The sequence below is a fragment of the Dyella sp. A6 genome (genome assembly GCF_036320485.1).
Lineage (GTDB): Bacteria > Pseudomonadota > Gammaproteobacteria > Xanthomonadales > Rhodanobacteraceae > Rhodanobacter_A > Rhodanobacter_A aluminiiresistens.
On the sequence record NZ_CP132911.1, the window covers coordinates 1,946,191 to 1,966,611 of the forward strand.

At 66.0% G+C, this 20,421-nt stretch carries 18 protein-coding genes and 1 tRNA gene; 16 read left to right on the forward strand and 3 right to left on the reverse strand.

All coding sequences use genetic code 11. From position 1 onward, the window contains the following. Positions 1-116 precede the first annotated feature (116 nt). From RA164_RS08630 to RA164_RS08695, 14 genes are all read left to right on the forward strand, one after another. On the forward strand, positions 117-1,487 hold the full coding sequence (locus RA164_RS08630; protein WP_329740462.1) for an FAD-dependent oxidoreductase: 1,371 nt from the start codon (positions 117-119) through the stop codon (positions 1,485-1,487). Next, the gene (locus RA164_RS08635) at positions 1,480-1,893 is read left to right on the forward strand and encodes a DUF3293 domain-containing protein (protein WP_329740463.1); all 414 of its coding nucleotides are present in this window, start codon (positions 1,480-1,482) and stop codon (positions 1,891-1,893) included. Before RA164_RS08630 ends, RA164_RS08635 begins: the two co-directional genes overlap by 8 nt. Before the next feature lie 57 nt (positions 1,894-1,950). Then, positions 1,951-2,586, forward strand: a complete 636-nt coding sequence (ccmA, locus tag RA164_RS08640; protein WP_329740464.1) for a cytochrome c biogenesis heme-transporting ATPase CcmA — start codon at positions 1,951-1,953, stop codon at positions 2,584-2,586. Beyond that, positions 2,583-3,269: a heme exporter protein CcmB gene (gene ccmB, locus RA164_RS08645; RefSeq protein ID WP_329740465.1), complete on the forward strand. Its 687-nt coding sequence runs from the start codon at positions 2,583-2,585 to the stop codon at positions 3,267-3,269. The genes ccmA and ccmB overlap by 4 nt, the downstream gene beginning before the upstream one ends. A gap of 4 nt (positions 3,270-3,273) precedes the next feature. After that, complete coding sequence (locus tag RA164_RS08650) at positions 3,274-4,032, forward strand: heme ABC transporter permease (protein ID WP_329740466.1); 759 nt, start codon at positions 3,274-3,276, stop codon at positions 4,030-4,032. A gap of 29 nt (positions 4,033-4,061) precedes the next feature. Continuing rightward, positions 4,062-4,250, forward strand: coding sequence for a heme exporter protein CcmD (ccmD, locus tag RA164_RS08655; RefSeq protein WP_412731097.1), 189 nt, complete (start codon positions 4,062-4,064; stop codon positions 4,248-4,250). Between the two features lie 24 nt (positions 4,251-4,274). Then, positions 4,275-4,742: a cytochrome c maturation protein CcmE gene (ccmE, locus tag RA164_RS08660; protein WP_329740467.1), complete on the forward strand. Its 468-nt coding sequence runs from the start codon at positions 4,275-4,277 to the stop codon at positions 4,740-4,742. Then, positions 4,739-6,739 (forward strand): heme lyase CcmF/NrfE family subunit, encoded by a 2,001-nt coding sequence (locus RA164_RS08665; protein ID WP_329740468.1) that lies wholly within the window; start codon positions 4,739-4,741, stop codon positions 6,737-6,739. The genes ccmE and RA164_RS08665 overlap by 4 nt, the downstream gene beginning before the upstream one ends. Then, entirely contained in the window at positions 6,736-7,278 is a 543-nt protein-coding gene (locus RA164_RS08670) for a DsbE family thiol:disulfide interchange protein (protein ID WP_329740469.1), read from the forward strand. The genes RA164_RS08665 and RA164_RS08670 overlap by 4 nt, the downstream gene beginning before the upstream one ends. Beyond that, the gene (locus RA164_RS08675; protein ID WP_329740470.1) at positions 7,275-7,751 is read left to right on the forward strand and encodes a cytochrome c-type biogenesis protein; all 477 of its coding nucleotides are present in this window, start codon (positions 7,275-7,277) and stop codon (positions 7,749-7,751) included. Before RA164_RS08670 ends, RA164_RS08675 begins: the two co-directional genes overlap by 4 nt. Continuing rightward, on the forward strand, positions 7,748-8,824 hold the full coding sequence (locus RA164_RS08680) for a tetratricopeptide repeat protein (protein WP_329740471.1): 1,077 nt from the start codon (positions 7,748-7,750) through the stop codon (positions 8,822-8,824). Before RA164_RS08675 ends, RA164_RS08680 begins: the two co-directional genes overlap by 4 nt. A gap of 9 nt (positions 8,825-8,833) precedes the next feature. Further along, on the forward strand, positions 8,834-9,955 hold the full coding sequence (gene metX / locus RA164_RS08685; RefSeq protein ID WP_329740472.1) for a homoserine O-acetyltransferase MetX: 1,122 nt from the start codon (positions 8,834-8,836) through the stop codon (positions 9,953-9,955). 55 nt (positions 9,956-10,010) lie between these two features. After that, complete coding sequence (locus RA164_RS08690) at positions 10,011-10,601, forward strand: cysteine dioxygenase family protein (protein WP_329740473.1); 591 nt, start codon at positions 10,011-10,013, stop codon at positions 10,599-10,601. A 25-nt stretch (positions 10,602-10,626) separates the two neighbouring features. Continuing rightward, a tRNA-Leu gene (locus RA164_RS08695) sits at positions 10,627-10,712 on the forward strand. Positions 10,713-10,867: 155 nt separating this feature from the next. Here the strand turns inward: RA164_RS08695 and RA164_RS08700 are convergent. Continuing rightward, on the reverse strand, positions 10,868-12,145 hold the full coding sequence (locus RA164_RS08700; RefSeq protein ID WP_329740474.1) for a glycosyltransferase: 1,278 nt from the start codon (positions 12,143-12,145) through the stop codon (positions 10,868-10,870). 119 nt (positions 12,146-12,264) lie between these two features. Here RA164_RS08700 and RA164_RS08705 point away from each other — a divergent pair, with 119 nt between their 5' ends. Then, positions 12,265-12,687, forward strand: coding sequence for a VOC family protein (locus RA164_RS08705; RefSeq protein WP_329740475.1), 423 nt, complete (start codon positions 12,265-12,267; stop codon positions 12,685-12,687). A gap of 59 nt (positions 12,688-12,746) precedes the next feature. On the opposite strand, the gene RA164_RS08710 is transcribed toward RA164_RS08705, so the two are convergent. Both RA164_RS08710 and RA164_RS08715 read right to left on the reverse strand, forming a co-directional pair. Then, the gene (locus RA164_RS08710) at positions 12,747-13,508 is read right to left on the reverse strand and encodes an NAD kinase (protein ID WP_329740476.1); all 762 of its coding nucleotides are present in this window, start codon (positions 13,506-13,508) and stop codon (positions 12,747-12,749) included. Between the two features lie 185 nt (positions 13,509-13,693). After that, positions 13,694-18,616, reverse strand: a complete 4,923-nt coding sequence (locus RA164_RS08715; RefSeq protein WP_329740477.1) for an NAD-glutamate dehydrogenase — start codon at positions 18,614-18,616, stop codon at positions 13,694-13,696. Between the two features lie 608 nt (positions 18,617-19,224). On the opposite strand from RA164_RS08715, the gene RA164_RS08720 reads away from it, so the two are divergent. After that, positions 19,225-20,418 (forward strand): efflux RND transporter periplasmic adaptor subunit, encoded by a 1,194-nt coding sequence (locus tag RA164_RS08720; RefSeq protein WP_329740478.1) that lies wholly within the window; start codon positions 19,225-19,227, stop codon positions 20,416-20,418. Positions 20,419-20,421: the final 3 nt, after the last annotated feature.

Consider the following 20,421-nt stretch of genomic DNA (forward strand, 5'->3'; position numbering starts at 1 on the left):
GTAGCCGGCACTGATGGCCTGCGCGCCGTCATCACGGGCAACCTGGACCCGGTTCCGGTATTGCGGGAAATCACCGCTTGCGGAACAGTGGAGCACTGACCTTCACGGAACCCGACATGACGCAACAGCCTCCCATCACTCTCATCGGCGGCGGTCTGGTCGGTGCGCTGCTCGGCATGTTGCTGGCACGCCGGGGATTCCGGGTCGAGCTGTTCGAGAAACGTCCCGATCCCCGCACGGCCGGCTTCATGGGTGGCCGTTCGATCAACCTTGCGCTGGCCGAACGAGGCCTGCATGCGCTGCGCCAGGCGGAACTGGCCGACGACGTGCTCGCCCATGCGGTGATGATGCGCGGCCGCATGGTGCATGCGCGCGACGGTGGCGCCGATCTGCAGCGCTACGGCGTGGACGACAGCGAGGTGATCTGGTCGGTTTCGCGGGGTGCCCTCAACGTGCTGCTGCTGGATGCGGCCGAAGCGGCCGGGGTCAGCATGCATTTCGGCCAGGCACTTACCGATGTGGACTTCGAAGCGCGCCGCATGCGCGTGGTCGACGCCGACGGACACGCACGCGAACATGACGCCAGCATCCTTATCGGGGCCGACGGCGCCGGCTCTACCCTGCGTGCGGCCATGGAAGTACGGCAGCCGCTGGGCATCCGGGTCGAGCCGCTCGGACATGGCTACAAGGAACTGGAGATTCCGCCCGCCGCCGGCGACGGTCGTGCGCGCTTCACGCTGGAGCCGAATGCGCTGCACATCTGGCCCCGCGGCGGTTACATGTGTATCGCCCTGCCGAACACCGAGGGCAGCTTCACTGTCACCCTGTTCCTGCCCGCCCAGGGTGCCCACCCCAGCTTTGCAGGCATGCCGGACGCCGCGGCCGCCATGCCGTTCTTCCGCGATGACTTTCCCGACCTGCTGCCGTTGATACCGCGCTTTGCCGAGGACTACGACGGCCACCCCGTTGGAACGCTTTCCACGCTCTACCTCGACCACTGGCATCTCGATGGTCGCGCGCTGCTGATCGGCGATGCCGCCCATGCGATCGTTCCATTCCACGGACAGGGCATGAACTGCGGTTTCGAGGACACCGTGGTGCTGGCCGACCTGCTCGCCGGGAATGGGCGCGACAGCGCCGACGCCTTTGCCGAATTCCAGCGCATTCGCCAACCCAACGCGGATGCGATTGCCGAAATGGCGCTGGAAAACTACGTGGAAATGCGCGACTCGGTCGCGGATCCGCATTACCTCGCCCGGCGCCAGCTTGGCTCGTTGCTGGCCGCCCGCATCCCCGAGCACTACATGGCGCGCTACCGCATGGTGACCTTCACTCACCTGCCCTATGCCTACGCGCTGGAGCGAGGGCGTCAGCAGGATGCCCTGCTACGCCGACTGCTCGACGGCAGCACCGACGCGCATGCCGTCGACCTGGACGCGGCCGTCGCCGCGTTCCGCTCGGAACTGCCGACGCTGCCCCGTGGATGAAACCCTGCTCGCCGCCTACCGTGCCACCGCCTATCGGGTGCGGCTGGCTCGCGGCGGCTGTGCGACGCTACGGGTCGACTTTGTTCCGCCCACAGCGTTGCGGTCATGCATCGGCCATCGGACATGGAGTTTCATCACCGCATGCAACCCGGGTTCGCGTCCGCAGCCTGCCGCGGTCAATCGTCGCGCCCAGCGCAGCCTGCTCGATGCCGTGCGGCAATTGCCGGAAACCGTATCGGTCCATGCCGCCTGCGGCAGCGGCAACGACGGCTGGCGCGAACCCAGCCTGTTCGTCGTCGGACCGGAACGATCGACTATGGACACATTGGCCAGACGATATGGGCAGAACGCCTACCTGCATGGCCACGGCACGCTGCCGGCACAGCTTCGCCTGCTGCATGGGTGACCCGGCGGCAGTCCACCGCATGGACAAGCCCACGGCTGCTTGCTAACAATGACGGGAATGACAGCCCCCGCTTCCGTCACGCCGCTGCTCGAGGCCCGCGCCTTGCGCTTCCACCGTCAGGACGAACCTGTGTTCGGCCCGCTGGATTTCTGCCTGCACCCGGGCGAGCTGACCCTGATCGAGGGCGACAACGGCAGCGGCAAGACCACCTTGATGCGCATTCTCACCGGCCTGCTGCACGCCGAGGAAGGCGAGTTGCTGTGGCTTGGACAACCGCTGCGACGCGAGCATTGCGTGGGCGAAATCGCGTTCCTTGGCCACCAACTGGGTCTGAAGACCGAGCTGACCGTGCAGGAGAACCTGCACGTAGCGATCGGCCTCTACGGTCGGCGTGACGGCGCGGATATCGCGCAGGTGCTGGACGATGTGGGCCTGACCGGCTATGCCGACGAGCCGGTACGCCGGCTTTCAGCGGGCCAGAAGAAGCGCGCTGCACTGGCGCGGCTGCTGCTGATTCCCGCCACCCTGTGGCTACTCGACGAGCCCTACGCCAACCTCGACCGCACTGGCATCGAACTGGTCAACCGGCTGCTGGCCGAACACATCGCACGCGGAGGCTCGGCACTGGTCACCAGCCACGGCGCGGTGAGTTTCCACGGCGGCGAGCCGAAGCGCATCCGGATGCAGGCATGATCCAGGCGCCTCTTCCGCAAGCCTGTGCCGCTCTGCTGCGACGCGACCTGACCCTGGCCTGGCGGCAACGCGGCGACATGGCCCTGCCGGTGCTGTATGCGCTGATCGTGGCCACCCTGTTCCCGTTCGCCCTGGGGCCGGATCTTGTGCTGCTGCGACGCATCGCCAGCGGCGTCGTGCTGGTGACCGTACTGCTAGCCATGTTGCTGGCGCTGGATGCGATGTTCCGCGGCGACCTGGAAGACGGCTCGCTGGAGCAACTGATGCTGTCACCGCAACCGTTGGCGCTGATGCTGGGCATGAAGATCCTCGCGCACTGGCTCACCACCGCGCTGCCGTTGATCGTCATCGCACCACTGCTGGCCAGCCTGCTGCATCTGCCGTGGGCCGTGATGCCCGTACTGCTGCTGGCGCTGCTGCTGGCAACGCCGTTGATCAGTCTGCTCGGCGCCGTGCTCGTAGCGCTGACGGCCGGCAGTCGACGCTCTGGTATGCTGCTCGCGCTGATGCTTCTGCCGCTGTGCGTACCGGTGGTTATCTTCGCCGCTGGCACTCTTGCAGCTGCCCAACAGGGGCTGCCATGGATCGCCCCCATCGCCTGGCTGGGCGCTGCACTGGTGCTCGCCGTGTTGCTTGCCCCCATGGCCTGCGCCGCCGCCCTCCGTATCGCCCTGGATACCTGACGACATGGCCAAGTGGATTCCGCTCTGGTTGCACAAGCTCAGCTCGCCACCGATTTTCTACGGCGTCGCCGGCAAGATCCGGCCCTGGGCCATCGCGCTGGCCCTGCTGCTTGGCATCGTCGCGCTGTACGGCGGCCTGTGGCTGGCCCCGCCTGACTATCAGCAGGGCAACGATTACCGCATCATTTTCATCCACGTACCCAGCGCGTGGATGAGCCTGTTCATCTATGCGGTGATGGGCATCTCGGCCTTCATCGCGGTGATCTGGCGGATCAAGCTGGCCGAGGTGGTGGCGATGGAATCGGCCCCGATCGGCGCGGCCTTCACCTTCATCACCCTGGTCACTGGTTCGCTCTGGGGCGAACGCATGTGGGGCACCTGGTGGACCTGGGACGCACGGCTCACCTCCGAACTGGTGCTGCTGTTCCTCTATCTCGGCGTGATCGGCCTGTACCACGCTTTCGAGGACCGTCGACAGGGCGCACGTGCCGCCGGTTTCCTGGCCCTGGTGGGCATCATCAACGTGCCGATCGTGCATTTCTCGGTCGACTGGTGGAATACCCTGCACCAGGGCAGCACGGTGAACCTGTTCGGCAAGTCGCACATCGCCGCATCGATGCTGTGGCCGCTGCTGACCATGATGGTGGCGACCAAGTGCTATTACGTGGCCAGCCTGTGCGGCCGCGCACGCACCGACCTGCTGGCGCTGGAAAGCGGCAAGGAATGGGTCCGTCGCATCGCCACCGGAGAGCAGCACACGTGAGCTTCACTTCGTTGCACGGTTTTCTCGAAATGGGTGGCTATGCCGCCTATGTCTGGCCCGCATACGGCGTGTTCTTCGTGGTGCTGATCGCCGACTGGCTGGCCCCCGCGCTGCGACGACGACGGCTGCTGCGCGAACTTCGTGGCCGCATGGCACGTCAAAGCGCACGCGAGCGCGGCAAGGGACACGCCGCTCCGCCCTTCCCGCCCGCTTCCTGAGCAAGCCAACGCACGGTCACTCCCATGAACCCCACGCGCCAACGCAGACTCATCCTGGTCGTCTCGATCCTTGCCGCGGTGGCGGTGGCGGTGGGACTGACCGTATTCGCCCTCTCGCGCAACATGAACTACCTGTTCACCCCCAGCCAGGTCGAGGCCGGCAAGGCACACGACTACCGCACGTTCCGCCTCGGCGGCATGGTCAAAGCCGGCACGATCCGGCACGACGAGCACTCGCTGATGGTGCACTTCACAGTGGTCGACGCCGATGGTGCCATGCCAGTGGACTACGACGGAATCCTGCCCGACCTATTCCGCGCCAACCAGTCGGTCATTGCCACCGGGCACATGGACGGCAACCACTTCGTCGCCACCCAGGTTCTGGCCAAGCACGACGCCACCTATATGCCGCGTGAGCTGAAGGAAGCGATGGCGAAGGCGCATGCCGGGCGGCATATCGCCCAGGACACGACCGCGGAGAAAACCCCATGACACCGGAACTCGGTCAACTTGCGCTGATCCTCGCCCTGCTGCTGGCGCTGGCCCAGGGCATCCTGCCGATCATCGGCGCATGGCGCGACAACCGAGCCATGATGGCGATCGCGCGGCCTGCCGCCGCCGGACAGGCGGTGTTCGTAGCACTGGCCTTTCTGATCCTGGTGTGGTCGTTCCTGCACTTCGACTTCTCGGTGCGTTATGTCGCCGAGAACTCGAACCTGGAACTGCCCTGGTACTACCGCATCGCCGCGACTTGGGGCGCGCACGAAGGCTCGCTACTGCTGTGGATCCTGATCCTCAATGTCTGGACTGTGGCGCTGGCGATCTTCGGACGCAACCTGCCGGAAGCCTTTGCCGCGCGCGTACTAGCCGTGATGGGCCTGGTCTCGGTGGGCTTCCTTTCATTCACCCTGTTCACCTCCGACCCGTTCACCCGGCTGCTGCCCGCCCCGATGAACGGCGCCGACCTGAATCCGGTGCTGCAGGACCCAGGCATGACCTTCCACCCGCCGATGCTCTACATGGGCTACGTCGGGTTTTCGGTGGCGTTCGCCTTCGCCATCGCCGCGTTGCTCGGCGGTTCGATGGAACAGTCATGGGTGCGCCAGGCGCGTCCGTGGACCAATGCCGCCTGGGGCTTTCTCAGCTGCGGCATCGTGGCCGGCAGTTGGTGGGCCTATGCCGAGCTGGGCTGGGGCGGCTGGTGGTTCTGGGACCCGGTGGAGAACGCCAGCTTCATGCCGTGGCTGGTGGGCGCGGCCCTGATCCACGCACAGGCAGTCACCGAAAAGCGCGGCTCGCTGCGTGCCTGGACCATCCTGCTCTCGATCTTCGCCTTCTCGCTGTCGCTGCTGGGTACCTTCCTGGTCCGCTCGGGTCTGCTGACCAGCGTCCACGCCTTCGCTTCCGACCCGCGTCGCGGCCTATACATCCTCTGCTACCTGGCGGTGGTCGTGGGCGGCTCGCTGCTGCTTTACGCGCTGCGAGCACCCAAGGTCTTGGGTGGCAAGCCGTTTGCCGTGGTGTCGCGCGAAACCGCCCTACTGGTCGGCAACCTGATGTTCACCGTGGCCGCGGCGATGGTGATGCTGGGCACGCTGTTCCCGCTGATCGGCGACGCCCTGCACATGGGCCGCATCTCGGTGGGACCGCCCTATTTCGGGCTGCTGTTCCCGCTGCTGATGACGCCAGTCGTGCTGCTGCTGCCGCTGGGCCCCTACCTGCGCTGGGGCAAGGGCGAAGGCAAACTGCTGAAGGGCGTACTGGTCCGCTGCGGCATCGCCGCCGTGGCCTGTGCGCTGATCGCGGCGTTCTTCGTACACGGCAGGCCCAAGGCGATCATGGGCGTGGCCGCGGCGGTGTGGGTCGCCACCGGCGTGGTGCTTTACGTGGTCAAGCGCTGGCGCGAGATGCCGCGCGGACGCCGCTACCCAGCCGAGATGGCCGGCATGCTGCTGGCCCACTTCGGCGTGGCGGTGTTTCTGATTGGCGTATTGCTGTCCGAGTCGCTGAGCGTGACCCAGGACGTACGCATGTCCCCCGGCGACGTGCAGACCATCGGTGGTTACCAGTTCCGCTTCGACGGCATCAAGCAGACACTGGGGCCCAACTGGCATGCCGAGCAGGCCACGGTGGTGGTGAGCCACGACGGCAAACCGTTCACCATCATGCACCCGCAGAAGCGCACCTACCCGCATGACCAGGTGCAGACCGAGTCGGCGGTGGACCCCGGCGTTACCCGCGACCTTTACGTGGCGCTGGGCGAACCGATGGATGCCGGCAACATACACGGCGCGTGGGGTCTGCGCCTGTACTACAAGCCGTTCATCCGCTGGATATGGGGCGGCGGCCTGTTCATGATGCTGGGCGGCTTCGTCACCGCCTTCGACCGTCGCTTCCGCAGCCGTCGCGCACCTGCCACTGAGTCGGCTGCCACGGAACCGGCTGGCGATGGCGCGCCGCTGGCCCGGCCAGGCGAGGCTGGCGCATGAACCGACTGATCCCCTTTCTTGCCTTCGTGCTGCTGGCCGGACTGCTCGGCTTCGGCATCTGGTGGAACAGTTCGCACGACCCCACCGCGGTGCCCTCGCCGTTGATCAACAAACCGGCACCGGCTTTCGCCCTGCCGGAACTGGACGACCCGGCCAGGGTCGTGACCAAGGCCTCGCTGCTGGGCAAACCCTATCTGCTGAACGTGTTCGCCAGCTGGTGCTACGTCTGTGGCGAGGAACACCCGATACTGATGGCCGAAGCCAGCCACTTCGGTGTGCCGCTGATCGGCTACAACTACAAGGATGCGCCGGCCGATGCCAAGGCCTGGCTGTCCCGCCACGGCGACCCGTACACGATGGTGCTGGCCGACCGCAGCGGTCAGACCGCGATGAATTTCGGCGTCTACGGCGCGCCGGAAACCTATCTGATCGACGCCAGCGGCGTCATCCGCTACAAGCGCATCGGCCCACTGACGCCCGAGGTCATCCGCACCCAGCTGGAACCGGCCATCGCCGCATTGAAGAAGGAGGCACCATGACGCGTCGCTGGCTGCATGCGTTGCTGGTCTCACTCGCTCTGATGTTCGCAACCGGTGCGGCCGCGCAGGCGATCGACCCGCTGCCGTTCAAGGATCACGCCCAGGAAGTGCGCTTCCAGAAACTGACCGGGCAATTGCGCTGCATGGTCTGCCAGAACGAGACCCTGGCCGACTCCAACGCCAGCCTGGCGCGCGACATGCGCCACAAGGTGTTCCAGTTGATGCAGCAGGGCAAGAGCAACGCCCAGATCAAGCAATACCTGGTCGACCGCTACTCCGATTTCGTGCTGTATGACCCGCCGGTGCAACCCAATACCTGGCTGCTCTGGTTCGGTCCGTTATTGATTCTTATCGCTGGAGGCATCGCCGTTGCCATGGTGGTGCGCAAGCGCAGCCGCGTGCGCGCCGGGACCGATGCTGATCCGGCAGTGACAAGTACCGCGGAAGCGGCCGACAACGGGGATGACTGGTGAAAATCGCCTTTTTCATTGCGGCCGCACTGATGGTGGCGCTGGCGCTGGCCCTGCTCCTGCTGCCGCTGCTGCGTCACGGCCGTCGCCAGGGTCACTCGCGCCATATTTTCGTGCTTGCGCTGGTGATCGCCTTCGTACTGCCACTGTCGGCCGCCGGCCTGTACCTGCTGGTAGGTACGCCGGTAGCGCTTGATGGCGTGCCCTCGCAACAGAAGATGACCGCCGACATCGACCAGGCGATCCACAAGCTGCGTGCACACCTGACGACGCATCCCGATGACGTACAGGGCTGGATGTTGCTGGCGCAGGCCGCCACCGACATGCAGCAGCCCGACGAGGCGCATGAGGCTTACGACCGGGTACTCGCGCTCACGCCCAACAACGCCACCGCCATGGTGGGTTGGGCCGAGACCGACGCCATGGTGCGCGAGGACCACCGCATCCAGGGCCGCGCCCGCGTGCTGCTGCAACAGGCCGTGAAGCTCGAGCCCAACAATCAGCGCGGCCTGTGGCTGCTCGGCATCAGCCAGTTCCAGGCGGACCAATATGCGCAGGCCGCGGCGACCTGGCGACTGCTGCAGCCATTGCTGACACCTGGCTCGAAGGTGGCGCAGGCAGTGGCCACGCAGATTGCCATGGCCGATGCGCGCGCGGGCCATGTGCCTGCAGATGCCGCCTCGCCCTCCTCCGCGACAACAGTATCGACACCCGCATCCACAGCGGCGAGCACCGCGCTGACCGTGCAGGTATCGCTGGCACCGGCCCTGAAAAACAAACTGAAACCTGGCGATACCCTGTTCGTCTACGCGCGGGCGGAGCATGGTCCGCCGATGCCGCTGGCCGTGGCGAAACTGCCTGCCAGCCGGCTGCCGGCCACGGTCCGGCTGACCGACGCGATGGGCATGCTGCCGCAGATGAAGCTGTCGTCGGCCAGGCAGGTCTATGTCGGCGCCCGCGTCAGCCATAGCGGCCAGGCCATCGCGCAGTCCGGCGACCTCGAAGGCGATGCCGGTGTGGTGGCCGTGGACAGCAACGCCCCAGTCAAGATCGTCATCGACCATATCCATGGATAAGCCCGCTGCATGAGCCACGACGCACGCCGCTATTTCGACCTGCCCTCGCCGTTCCGCATGAAACGCGGCGGTGAGCTGCACGCTGCGCGCGTGGCCTACGAGACCTGGGGCGTACTGAACGACGCCCGCGACAACGCGGTGCTGATCCTCACCGGCCTCTCGCCCAGCGCACATGCCGCGTCCGGCACCGCCGACCCGTCGCCCGGCTGGTGGGAAGGCATGCTCGGACCGGGCAAGGCCATCGACAGCCAGCGCTGGTTCGTGATCTGCGTGAACTCGCTGGGCAGCGACAAGGGCTCGACCTGCCCAGCCTCCATCGACCCGGCCACCGGCGAACCGTACCGGCTGACGTTCCCGGAACTGTCACTGGAAGACGTGGCCGATGCCGCGCATGCCGTCGTCGCCAGCTTGGGCATCGAACGACTGGCCTGCCTGATCGGCTGTTCGATGGGTGGCATGAGCGCGCTGGCCTACATGGTGTCGCATCCCGGCAGCGCACGTGCCCACATCAGCGTGGACACCGCGCCGCAGGCGCAGCCGTTCGCCATTGCCATCCGCTCGCTGCAGCGCGAGGCGATCCGGCTCGATCCTGCTTGGGACGAAGGCCAGTACGACATTCACGCCGGCCCGGATGACCGCCGCTATCCCGACATCGGTATGAGCATCGCGCGCAAGCTGGGCGTGATCACCTACCGCTCGGCGATGGAATGGAATGGACGCTTCGCGCGCATCCGGCTCGACCCCGAACAGCGCGACGACGACCCGTTCGGGCTGGAGTTCCAGGTGGAGTCCTATCTCGAAGGACACGCCCGCCGCTTCGTCCGCACCTTCGATCCCAACAGTTACCTCTATCTGTCGCGCGCCAGCGACTGGTTCGACATCGCCGAATACGGCCACGGCAGCGTGCTCGAAGGGCTCAAGCGCATCTGTATCGAACAGGCACTGGTGATCGGCGTCAGCACCGACATCCTGTTTCCGCTGGAACAGCAGGAGCAGATTGCCGCCGGCCTGCAGGCGGCCGGGGCCCGGGTGGAGTTCGTGGCGCTGGACTCGCCGCAGGGGCACGACGCCTTTCTGGTCGACATCGAAAACTACAGTCGCGCCATCGGCGGCTTTCTCGCCCGCCTGTAACCAAAATCCGGCGCTGCTAAGATAGGCCCGTCAACGCCTTAGATCCGAGAACACCATGCTTACCACGGAATTCCCCGGCTGCCGCAAGCTGATCGACGCCATCGACACGGCAGTGGCCCAGGGCTCCACCCCGGCCATTACCGACAGCCTGCGCAACAGCTTGTGCAAGCTGATCCGCGGCAACGAAGTACAACTGCCCGACTGCGTGTTCGAGACAGCCGAAGGCCGCTATGCGCGCCGCGAGCTGTACCGCAGCGACGAACACGGCTACTGCGTCGTCGCGATGACCTGGGGGCCCGGCCAGGGCACACCCATCCATGACCACTGCGGCATGTGGTGCGTGGAAGGCGTGTGGAGCGGTGCGCTCGAGGTCGTGCAATACGAGCGCCTGAAGGACGAAGGCGAGCACTGCCGCTTCCAGCCGGTCGGCTCGATCCAGGCAGGGCCAGGCTCCGCCGGCAGCCTGATCCCCCCGCACGAGTATCACACCATCCGCAACCCCAGCGACGATGCGGTGGCTGTGAGCCTGCACATCTACTCGGGCAACATGACCCACTGCGCCATCTTCCAGCCCCCCGCCGGCGAGCACGGCGAACACGGCTACCTGCGCCATGACCGCAAGCTGGGGCTCGACCCGGTGCACTGAAGTCGGCATAATCCACCGCCTGCATGCCGGTGTGGCGGAATGGTAGACGCGGCGGACTCAAAATCCGCTTCTGGCGACAGAGTGTAGGTTCAAGTCCTATCACCGGTACCACTGATAATTCAGTTATTTGCAGACCATAAGGGCGCCACAGTGCGCCCTTTATTTTGGTCCGCAATTCATGGATTGGTCCGCAATGGCATCCATGAGATATGGCAGACGTAGCCTCGGACTCATGCCTGGGCGTATTAACTCGCTCTTGAAACCCATCACGACCATTGCGCCTCGATCACGTCGGCCGCGCGGGCCGCCCCGTCCTGCGCGCGCAGGGTCGATGCGATCGCTGCCGCACGCTCATGCACTGCTCCCGCCGACAACGCCTCGAGCAGGCTCGCCGCGCGATCCGCCCGATAGCGGGCCGCAGGTAATGTCTCGGCCACGCCCAGCCTCCGCATGCGGGCGGCGTTGTCGTGCTGGTCGAAGCCGTGCGGCACGACCAGCGAAGGTACCCCTGCATGCAGCGCCTCTGCGCTGGTGCCGACACCGCCGTGATGCACCACGACCGCCGCATGCGGGAATACGGCCGCATGCGGCGCATAGTCGACCGCGACTACGCCTGGCGGCAGCGTCGTCGGCAAGCGCTCGCGCATCGCCGGCGAACCGGTGAACAACACCGCCCGCTGGCCAAGGGCTGTGGCCGCGGCAAGACTCTCGCGCAGGAACGACGCATTGGCGTGCACCGCGGTCGAGCCCAGCGAAAAGACCAGCGGCGGTGTTCCGTCTCGCAGAAACCCGGCCAGCGACGGGTCGATCACGGTGGGCTGTGTGTAGCGGGCAAATCCGCACTGCTGGGTAAGTGGCGGCCAGTCGGACTGGGGCTTGCCGAGCAGTTCCGGGAACAGCGCCAGCACACCGGCCGGTGCGAACTGTCCTTGATGGAACGGGTCGCCACGCGGCGATTCGGGTGACAGCCCCAGCTCGCGACGAAAGCGTCGTACCGGTGCGGTCCAGCCATGGGTCATCCGGCACGATAGCCGCTGCAGCAGACGCCCGCGAGCAGGCGTAGCGCCAAAGAAGCGATCGAGCGTGGTCAGGCCGGTTGCCGGCATGTCGGTGGCCGAGAGCAGACTGGCCGGAGCCAGCACCGCCGACAACCAGTGCAGACGCCCAGCCGCCGCCAGCGTCTCGCCCAGGATCTGTCCGGCGAAGGCCAGCGTGCTGGTGAGCAGCACATCGGCATCGGCACACAGCGGCGCCAGCCTGGCATAGCTGGCGCTTACATCCGCCGCGGCGAAATCGCGCACCACGAACGCCGGCCCGCGCCATGGATGAAAGGCCTTGATCGTGAAGGCCTCGCGATCATCGGGTTCGGGCATGCCGCTGGCATCGGCGAACGCCAGACCGGCCTGCATGACCGCCTCGCGATGAACCGCATGGGTCGCGATCGTGACACGGTGTCCGCGTTCCGCCAGGCGGCAACCGATGGCCAGGAATGGAAACAGATCGCCCAGCGAACCGACTGTGGCAACAACGATATGCCGTCCCATGCGTGCACGCAGCCTTTCGTCACCAGACCGCCGGTGAGCATAACGCCTGCCGGCGTGTTGACCGCCATCGCAGCAGCCCGCATGCTCGCCGGACCTTTTCGACGTATGCGCCCTCGCCCATGAGCAGCCTGCCGCCGTTCCACCTGGCCTTTCCCGTGACCTCGCTGGACAAGGCGCGAGCCTTCTACGGAGAACTGCTTGGCTGTCCGGAGGGGCGCAGCAGCGCGGACTGGGTCGACTTCGACTTCCACGGGCATCAGATCGTGGCCCATCTGGCACCCGAGGAGACACGGCCGGCTGCCGCGCATGACGTGGACGGCGATGCGGTGCCGGTGCGTCATTTTGGCCTGGTTCTGCCGATGGATGCCTGGCACGCATTGGCCGAGCGCCTGCGCGCGGCCGGGGTCCGTTTCGTGATCGAGCCCCACGTCCGCTTCGCCGGTCAACCCGGTGAGCAGGCCACGATGTTCCTGCTCGATCCCTGCGGCAACGCGCTGGAGTTCAAGGCCTTCGCCGACCCTGCGCGGCTGTTCGCCAAATAGGCGGACGCGGGATCACACGCTCCGGGTAATGGCTGACCGGATGGCGCGCACGGGCGTGCCTACTCCGAGGCGAACTGCTCGTCCAGGATGCGCTGCTCCAGGTTGTGCTCGGGGTCGAACAGCAGTCGCACGCCCTGCGCTGCCGCCTGCTCGACGTCGACCGCACGCACGTCGCGCACCTCGAGGAAATCCGCCGTGGCACTGACCGGGCGCTTGCCCGGATCGAGCACGCGCAGGCTGACCCGCGTGCGGTGCGGCAGGATCGCCCCGCGCCAGCGTCGTGGGCGGAACGGGCTGATCGGAGTCAGGGCCAGCACATTGGCATCCAGCGGCAGAATCGGGCCGTGAGCGGACAGGTTGTAGGCCGTGGAACCGGCCGGGGTCGCCACCATCACGCCGTCGCAGATCAGGTTGGGCAGTTTCACGGCCTCGTTGAGCTTCACTTCGAGGTGAGCCGCCTGGTTGCTCTGCCGCAGCAACGAGACCTCGTTGAATGCCAGGGCCTGGTGCACTTCGCCACGCGCATCGGTCACGCGCATCTGCAACGGATACAGCACGGCCTCGTGGGCACGGCCGATACGCTCGGGGAGGCCGTCCAGCCGGTGCTTGTTCATCAGAAAGCCGACGCGCCCCAGCTTCATGCCATAGACAGGAATCTCCAGCTCGCGATGCGCATGCAGGGTGCGCAGCATGAAGCCGTCGCCGCCCAGCGCCACGATCACCTCGGCATCGGTGGCCGGGACATCGCCATAGCGTTCGACGAGCTTGCGCCGCGCCTGCTGGGCGACGCTGGTATCACTGGCGACAAAGGCGAATCGCATGGGCAGTCCGGCTCCCTGAATGACGACCGGAGCTTAACGCATGCATGTCGCGATAGCCCGCCCACGCGCCCTGCATGCGCGCCATCAACGACATGGCCCCGGCATGCCGGGGCCATGTACGTGGTGCACCCAACCGCGAAGGCCGCATGCCGCGCCCTGACGGAACGTGGCGACGGGGACGCGGATCAGTTCACCGGCACCTGCGCCAGCTGCGCCAGACGACGCACCGCCACGGAGGCGATCGGGTAGTCCGCGTTCTGGGTCAGGATCTCGGCGAGCATGTTGCGGGTGTACTGCAGGGTGGCGTCGTCTCGCTGCAGCCAGGCCTGCACTGGCGAAACGTCGGTACGGTCGCCCACAAGCGCGAGCACCTGCGATGCCAGCGCACGGTGCTGGTGGTTCAGCTCGTCCAGCAGCGAACCGCGTGCCTGCGCATGCCAGTGGCCTTCCACCGGCAGCGCCTCGATCTGGTCGCGCAGCCATTCCAGGTCCAGCGACTCGCCCAGCTCGTAGAAGACGCCGGCCACCTTCTCGAACGGCTGGCCACTCTGCTGTGCCACTTCGACCATGTCCAGCGCGGCGCGCAGTTCGGAAACCCGGGCCAGACGCACGGCCAGGTCGGCCGGCAGGCCGAGGCCCTCCCACTTCTCCTGGCTGGACTCGAAATCGCCCTTGCCGGTCGGCGTGAGTGCTTCGGGCAACGCCTTGCGCAACGCCGACACGCCGCTCTTGTAGCGCTCGACGTTGGCGGCGATGTCCAGCGTGCCACCGGGACGGTTGAGCAGCCAGCGGGTCATGTGGCGCAGCAGCGACCAGATCTGCATGACGGCGTCGATCTGCGTGTTCTCGGCCACCTTGCTGTCCAACGCCTCGATCTGCGCCCACAGTTCGCGCGCGTCCAGGATCTCGCGGGCCGCAGTATAGGCCTTGGCGATCGCCGCCGGTCCCTGTCCCGTGTCTTCCTGCATGCGCATCATGAAGGTCGCGCCCATGCGGTTGATCGTGGAATTGGTGACCGCGGTGGCGATGATCTCGCGCTTCAGGCGATGACGCTGCATGTGCTCGGCGTACTTGTCGTGCAGCGGTGCGGGGAAGTAGCGCACCAGCTCCTTCGACAGATACGGGTCTTCCGGCACATCGGAATCGAGCAGCTGCTGGAACAGGCGGATCTTGTCGTACGACAGCAGCACCGACAGCTCCGGCCGGGTCAGGCCCTGGCTCCGGGTCTTGCGCTCGGTCAGCTCGGCCTCGCTGGGCAAGTTCTCCACCTGGCGGTCGAGCGAACCTTCGGCCTCCAGCGTGCGGATGAAGTGGGCCAGCGAACCGATGCGGCGCACCGACTGGTGCTCCATCAGGGTGATCGCCTGGTTCTGGCGGTAGTTGTCCCACAGCACCAGCTGACCGACCTCGTCGGTCATCGCCGCGAGCTGGGTGTTGCGGCCGTCGAAGCTCAGCTCGCCGCGCTGCACGGCATCGTTGAGCAGGATCTTGATGTTCACCTCGTGGTCGGAAGTGTCCACACCGGCCGAGTTGTCGATGAAGTCGGTGTTCAGCAGCACGCCGTGCTGCGCCGCCTCGATGCGTCCCTTCTGGGTCAGGCCCAGGTTGCCGCCCTCGCCCACCACCTTGCAGCGCAGCTCGGCACCGTTGACGCGGATGGCGTTGTTGGCGCGGTCACCGACGTCGGCATGGGTCTCGCTGGATGCCTTCACGTAGGTACCGATGCCACCGTTCCACAGCAGGTCGACCGGGGCCTTCAGGATAGCCGTCAGCAGGTCGTTGGGCGACAGGCTTTCCACATCGGCCTTCAGGCCCAGCACCGTGCGCACTTCGGGCGACAGCGGAATCGACTTCACGCTGCGCGGCCACACGCCACCGCCGGCCGAGATCAGCGACTTGTCGTAGTCCTCCCAGGTGGAACGCGGCAGCTTGAACATGCGCTCGCGCTCGACGAAGGACTTCTCCGCATCCGGGTTCGGGTCGAGGAAGATGTGGCGGTGATCGAACGCGGCCACCAGCCGGATGTGCCTGGACAGCAGCATGCCGTTGCCGAACACGTCGCCGGACATGTCGCCGATGCCGGCGCAGCTGAAGTCCTGCGACTGGCTGTCCCGGCCCAGCGCGCGGAAGTGGCGCTTGACCGACTCCCAGGCGCCCTTGGCGGTGATGCCCATGCCCTTGTGGTCGTAGCCGTTGGAGCCGCCGGAAGCGAAGGCGTCGTCCAGCCAGAAACCATGTTCGGTGGAGATCGCGTTGGCGATATCGGAGAACGTCGCCGTGCCCTTGTCGGCCGCGACCACCAGGTACGGGTCGTCCTGATCGTGGCGCACCACTGCGTGCGGTGGCACCACCTTGCCCTCGACCAGGTTGTCGGTGATGTCGAGCAGGCCGTTGATGAACAGCTTGTAGCAGGCGATACCCTCGGCCAGCTGAGCGTCGCGGTCGCCGCCCACTGGCGGCTTCTTGACGAAGAAACCGCCCTTCGAGCCAACCGGCACGATCACGGTGTTCTTCACCATCTGGGCCTTCACCAGACCCAGCACCTCGGTGCGGAAGTCCTCGCGTCGGTCGGACCAGCGCAGGCCACCGCGCGCCACCGCGCCGAAGCGCAGATGGATGCCTTCCACCCGCGGCGAGTACACCCAGATCTCGCGGTACGGCACCGGCTTGGGTGCGTCCGGCACCATGTGCGAATCGAACTTGAAGCTGATGTACGGCCGGTGCTGGCCGTCCCACTGCTGGAAGAAGCTGGTGCGCAGGGTAGCGCGGATCACGTCCATGTAGCTCTTGATGATGCGCTCGTCGTCGAGGCTGGCGACGTTGTCGAGCAGCACCTTGAGCGTCTCCCACAGCAGCTCCACCTGCTGCTCGCGCGGCAGCGCCAGCGCGGCGACCATGTCGCCGATCAGCTCGGGCCTGGCCTTCTGCGTCGACTCGGGAATCAGCGCGGTCATCTCGCGACGCAGGGCCTCGCCGGCTTCGGCGCGCGTCGCGTCGTCGAGCTGTTCGCGCTGCGGGTCGAACTTGGCGTAGAAAAGCTCGATCAGCACGCCGGCAATCGCCGGATAGCGATTGAGCGTTTCTTCCATATAGGTCTGCGAGAAGGCGATGCCGACCTGCTGCAGGTATTTGCAATAGGACCGCAGTACCGCCACCTGGCGCCAGTCGGCCTGGGCCGAGAGCACCAGGTTGTTGAAACCGTCGCTTTCGGCAAGACCGCGCCAGAGCGCCTCGAAGCCGCGCTCGAAACGTTCACGCACATGAGCCAGCTCGAATGCCAGCTCGGCCCGCGGCTTCAGTTCGAAGTCGTGGATGGTGAGCTGCTGCCCATCGCTTTCCAGCGTGTAGACATGTTCGGCCAGCATCTGCACGCCCATGTTCTCCAGCATGGGCAGCGCGTCGGACAGCGGAATCGGCGCGCCGTGGTGGATGACCTTGAAACGCAGCCCGTCATTGCGCGCATCCTGATACAGGCGCACATGCAGGGCATCGCTGCCCGTCAGGGCGGCCAGCGCGCGCACGTCGACGGCGGCGGCTTCCGGTGAAACATCCTCGACATAACCCGCCGGCAGCACCTTGCCGAAGCGGTTGAGCAGCGCGACACCCTGCGCCTCGCCCATGTCGCGCACCAGGTTCTCGCGCAGGCCGTCGTGCCAGTTGCGCACGATGTGCTGCAGGCGATGTTCGAGGTCCGCCAGTTCATAGCTCGGGTGATTGCCCGGCTTCGGCCGCACGGTCACGTGCAGGCGGGCCAGCGCGGACTCGCCCATCAACACGCTGGAATCCACGCTCTCACCCTGGAAGGCCTCGCGCAGCATGCTTTCGATGCGCTCGCGTACCGTGGTGTTGAAGCGCTCGCGCGGCACGAATACCAGACAGGTGAAGAAGCGGCCGAAGCGGTCGCGGCGCACGAACATGCGCGAATGCGCGCGCTGACGCAGTTCGAGAATGCCGGAGGCCACCGCGAACAGCTCTTCCTCGCTGCTCTGGAACAGCTCGTCGTGCGGCAGCGTCTCAAGGATGTGCCGCAGGGATTTGCCCGAGTGCGAGTCGCGCTTGAGTCCGGAGCGGGCAAGCACCGCCTCCACTTTGTGGCGCACCAGCGGCACGTCCTGCGGCCGTGCCATATAGGCGCTGGACGTGAACAGGCCGAGGAAGCGCTGCTCGGATACCGGCAGGCCGGCATCGTCGAACTGCAGCACGCCGACGTAATCCATGTTGCCGGCACGGTGCACATGCGAGCGCGCATTGGTCTTGGTCAGGATGATCGCATCGATCGCGCCCGACTGCGGCAGTGCGGTGGCCGCCAGGCTGCTCAGCGAGCGTGGCGCCACCGAACGCTCGCGGCCACGCAGGATGCCCATGCCCGAGGCGTCGCGCGCGCGCAGCACGCGGTCGCTGCTCTCGCCCAGCACTTCGTATTCGCGATAGCCGAGGAAGGTGAAATTGTCTTCGGTCAGCCAGCGCAGGAACCCGGCGGCTTCCTGTGTCGATTCGGCATCCAGGGCCGGTTCGCGCTGCGGCAATTCGTCGGCGATCGACAGCATCTTGCTGCGCATCGCGGCCCAGTCGGCCACGGCTAGGCGCACGTCGTCGAGCGCGGCCTGCACTTCCGTACACAGTCGGGCACGGGCGTCATCGTCGGCCAGCGTGTCGATCTCGAAATGCATCACCGACTCGGCGTGACCCGCCGCATCGCCCATGGCCTTGAGCTGGCCAGAGGCATCACGAACCACCTTCACCACCGGATGGATCACCACGTGGATCGGCGAGCTGTCGGATACTGCCATGCTCACCGTGTCCACTAGGAACGGCATGTCGTCGGTCACCACCTGCAGCAGATCGGAACCACCGACCATCGAAGGCACTACCCGCACGGTACTGTGCCCGGGCTCGCGCGTGGCGACGAAATCCAGCAGGCCGGCAATCAGCGACGCCCATGCGGCTGGCTCGTGCAGCGCTTGGTCACCCGCGGACACGCGCGAGAAGAAGGCTCTGATAAAAAATTGCGCCTCATCAAGGCGCTGGGTCGGTAAGCCGCTTTTCTTCAGTTCTTCGAGCACGACGGCGGGGAGATCAACGTCGTTGGCTGCACGGATTGCATTCATGGCACTCAACTTGTCTGTGGGAACGGAACGAACGGGTGCAAAAAACCGTTAAAGGATACGCCTCGTCATTCCGCTTATCCATAAGCGAATCCATGTGCGAACGCACACAGCAGCGACTGCACAACACTGCAGCAAACCGTCATGCGCCGTATCATCGAGCCTATGAGCGAAGCATGCCGCTCGCGGGATTCATGGGCACGCACGAAGCCTGTTCATCTGCTGTTGCGGCTGCGGCCCCGAAGCATCGCGTCACACGAAACAAAATGCGCCCGGCATGGCGTCATGGCGTGAACGATCCCTTCGGAATGCTGCGCAGAATTTTTCGACCCGCCATGCGTTACTCACAGACAGCCAGACCTTGCAAGTGCCTAAAAAGAGACTGGATTCGGGTCACGCATAAATTGTAAACTGACCGGTATACCCAATTAACGACAACTCGCATTGCGCACGCGGGTGTCGCCTTGGCGACAGTCGACAGGACGAACAGCACGTGACCCATGCAGACCGCATGCGGATCATCCACAACAACAAGCTGCCCAAGCCGCGACTGACGACACACCAGCACCCTCTTCCCCTCGATCATGCACCACGCCTCAACTGGAGCTCTCATGAAGTCATCGACATTGCGCCTGCCTGCGCTGTGCCTCGGCCTGCTGACGCTGGCGGCCTGCAGCAAGGGCAAGCCCCAGGGAATGCCGCAGATGCCTCCGCCCCAGGTCGGCGTGATCACGGCCCAGCCGCAGAATGCGCCGCTGACCAAAGGCCTGGTGGGCCGGCTGTCTGCCTACCGCAGCGCGGATGTGCGCGCCCGTGTGTCCGGCGTGCTGCTGAAGCGCGTGTACAAGGAAGGCAGCGAGGTCAAGAAGGGGCAGCTGCTGTTCCAGATCGACCCGGCTCCGCTCAAGGCTGCACTGAATGCCGCATTGGCATCGCTGGCCGAGACCCGGGCGACCTATCTCAACGACAAGATCGCCGCCGACCGCGCACGGGCGCTGGCACCCAAGGGTTACATCGCCAAGTCCAGCCTCGACGACGCCGAGGCCGCAGAGCGCACTGCCGCCGCAGCGGTGAAGGCCGCTGAGGCCAATGTGCAGACCGCGCGCATCAATCTGGGCTACGCCGACGTCACCTCGCCGATCACCGGCCGTGCCGAACAGCAGCAGGTCACCGAGGGCGCCCTGGTCGGCGGCAGCTCGCAGACCCTGCTCACCACGGTCGACCAGATCGACCCGCTGTACGTCAATTTCACCCTGAGCGTCACCGACCTCGAGCAGATGCAGCGTGCCGAGGGCAACGGCGACCTCACCCTTAGCAAGCCCGATGCGGCCAGCGTCGACATCACCCTGCCCGACGGCTCGTCGTACGGCGAAGCAGGAACCCTGGACTTCTCCAGCACTGCAGTGGACCCGTCCACCGGTGCGGTGACAATGCGCGCGGTCGTTCCCAATCCCAAGCACACCTTGCTGCCGGGCATGTACGTGACGCTCAAGGCCAAGCTCGGCGAACAGCACAAGGTCTACCTGATTCCGCAGGCGGCCATCCAGCGCGACACGGTCGGCGCTTATGTGATGGTGGTCGGCGCGGGTGGCAAGGTGATCCGGCGCGACATCACCCTCGGCACCATGAGCGGCGGCGACTGGATCGTCACCACCGGCATACAGCCGGGCGACAAGGTGATCGTGTCGGGCGTGCAGAACGTCAAGGAAGGCATCGAGGCCAAGGCTTCGCCCTGGCACCCGCAGGCCACCCAGGCCAGTCATGCCGGCGCCAAGGCACCGGCCGGCCACGCCAGCGGCAAGTAACGG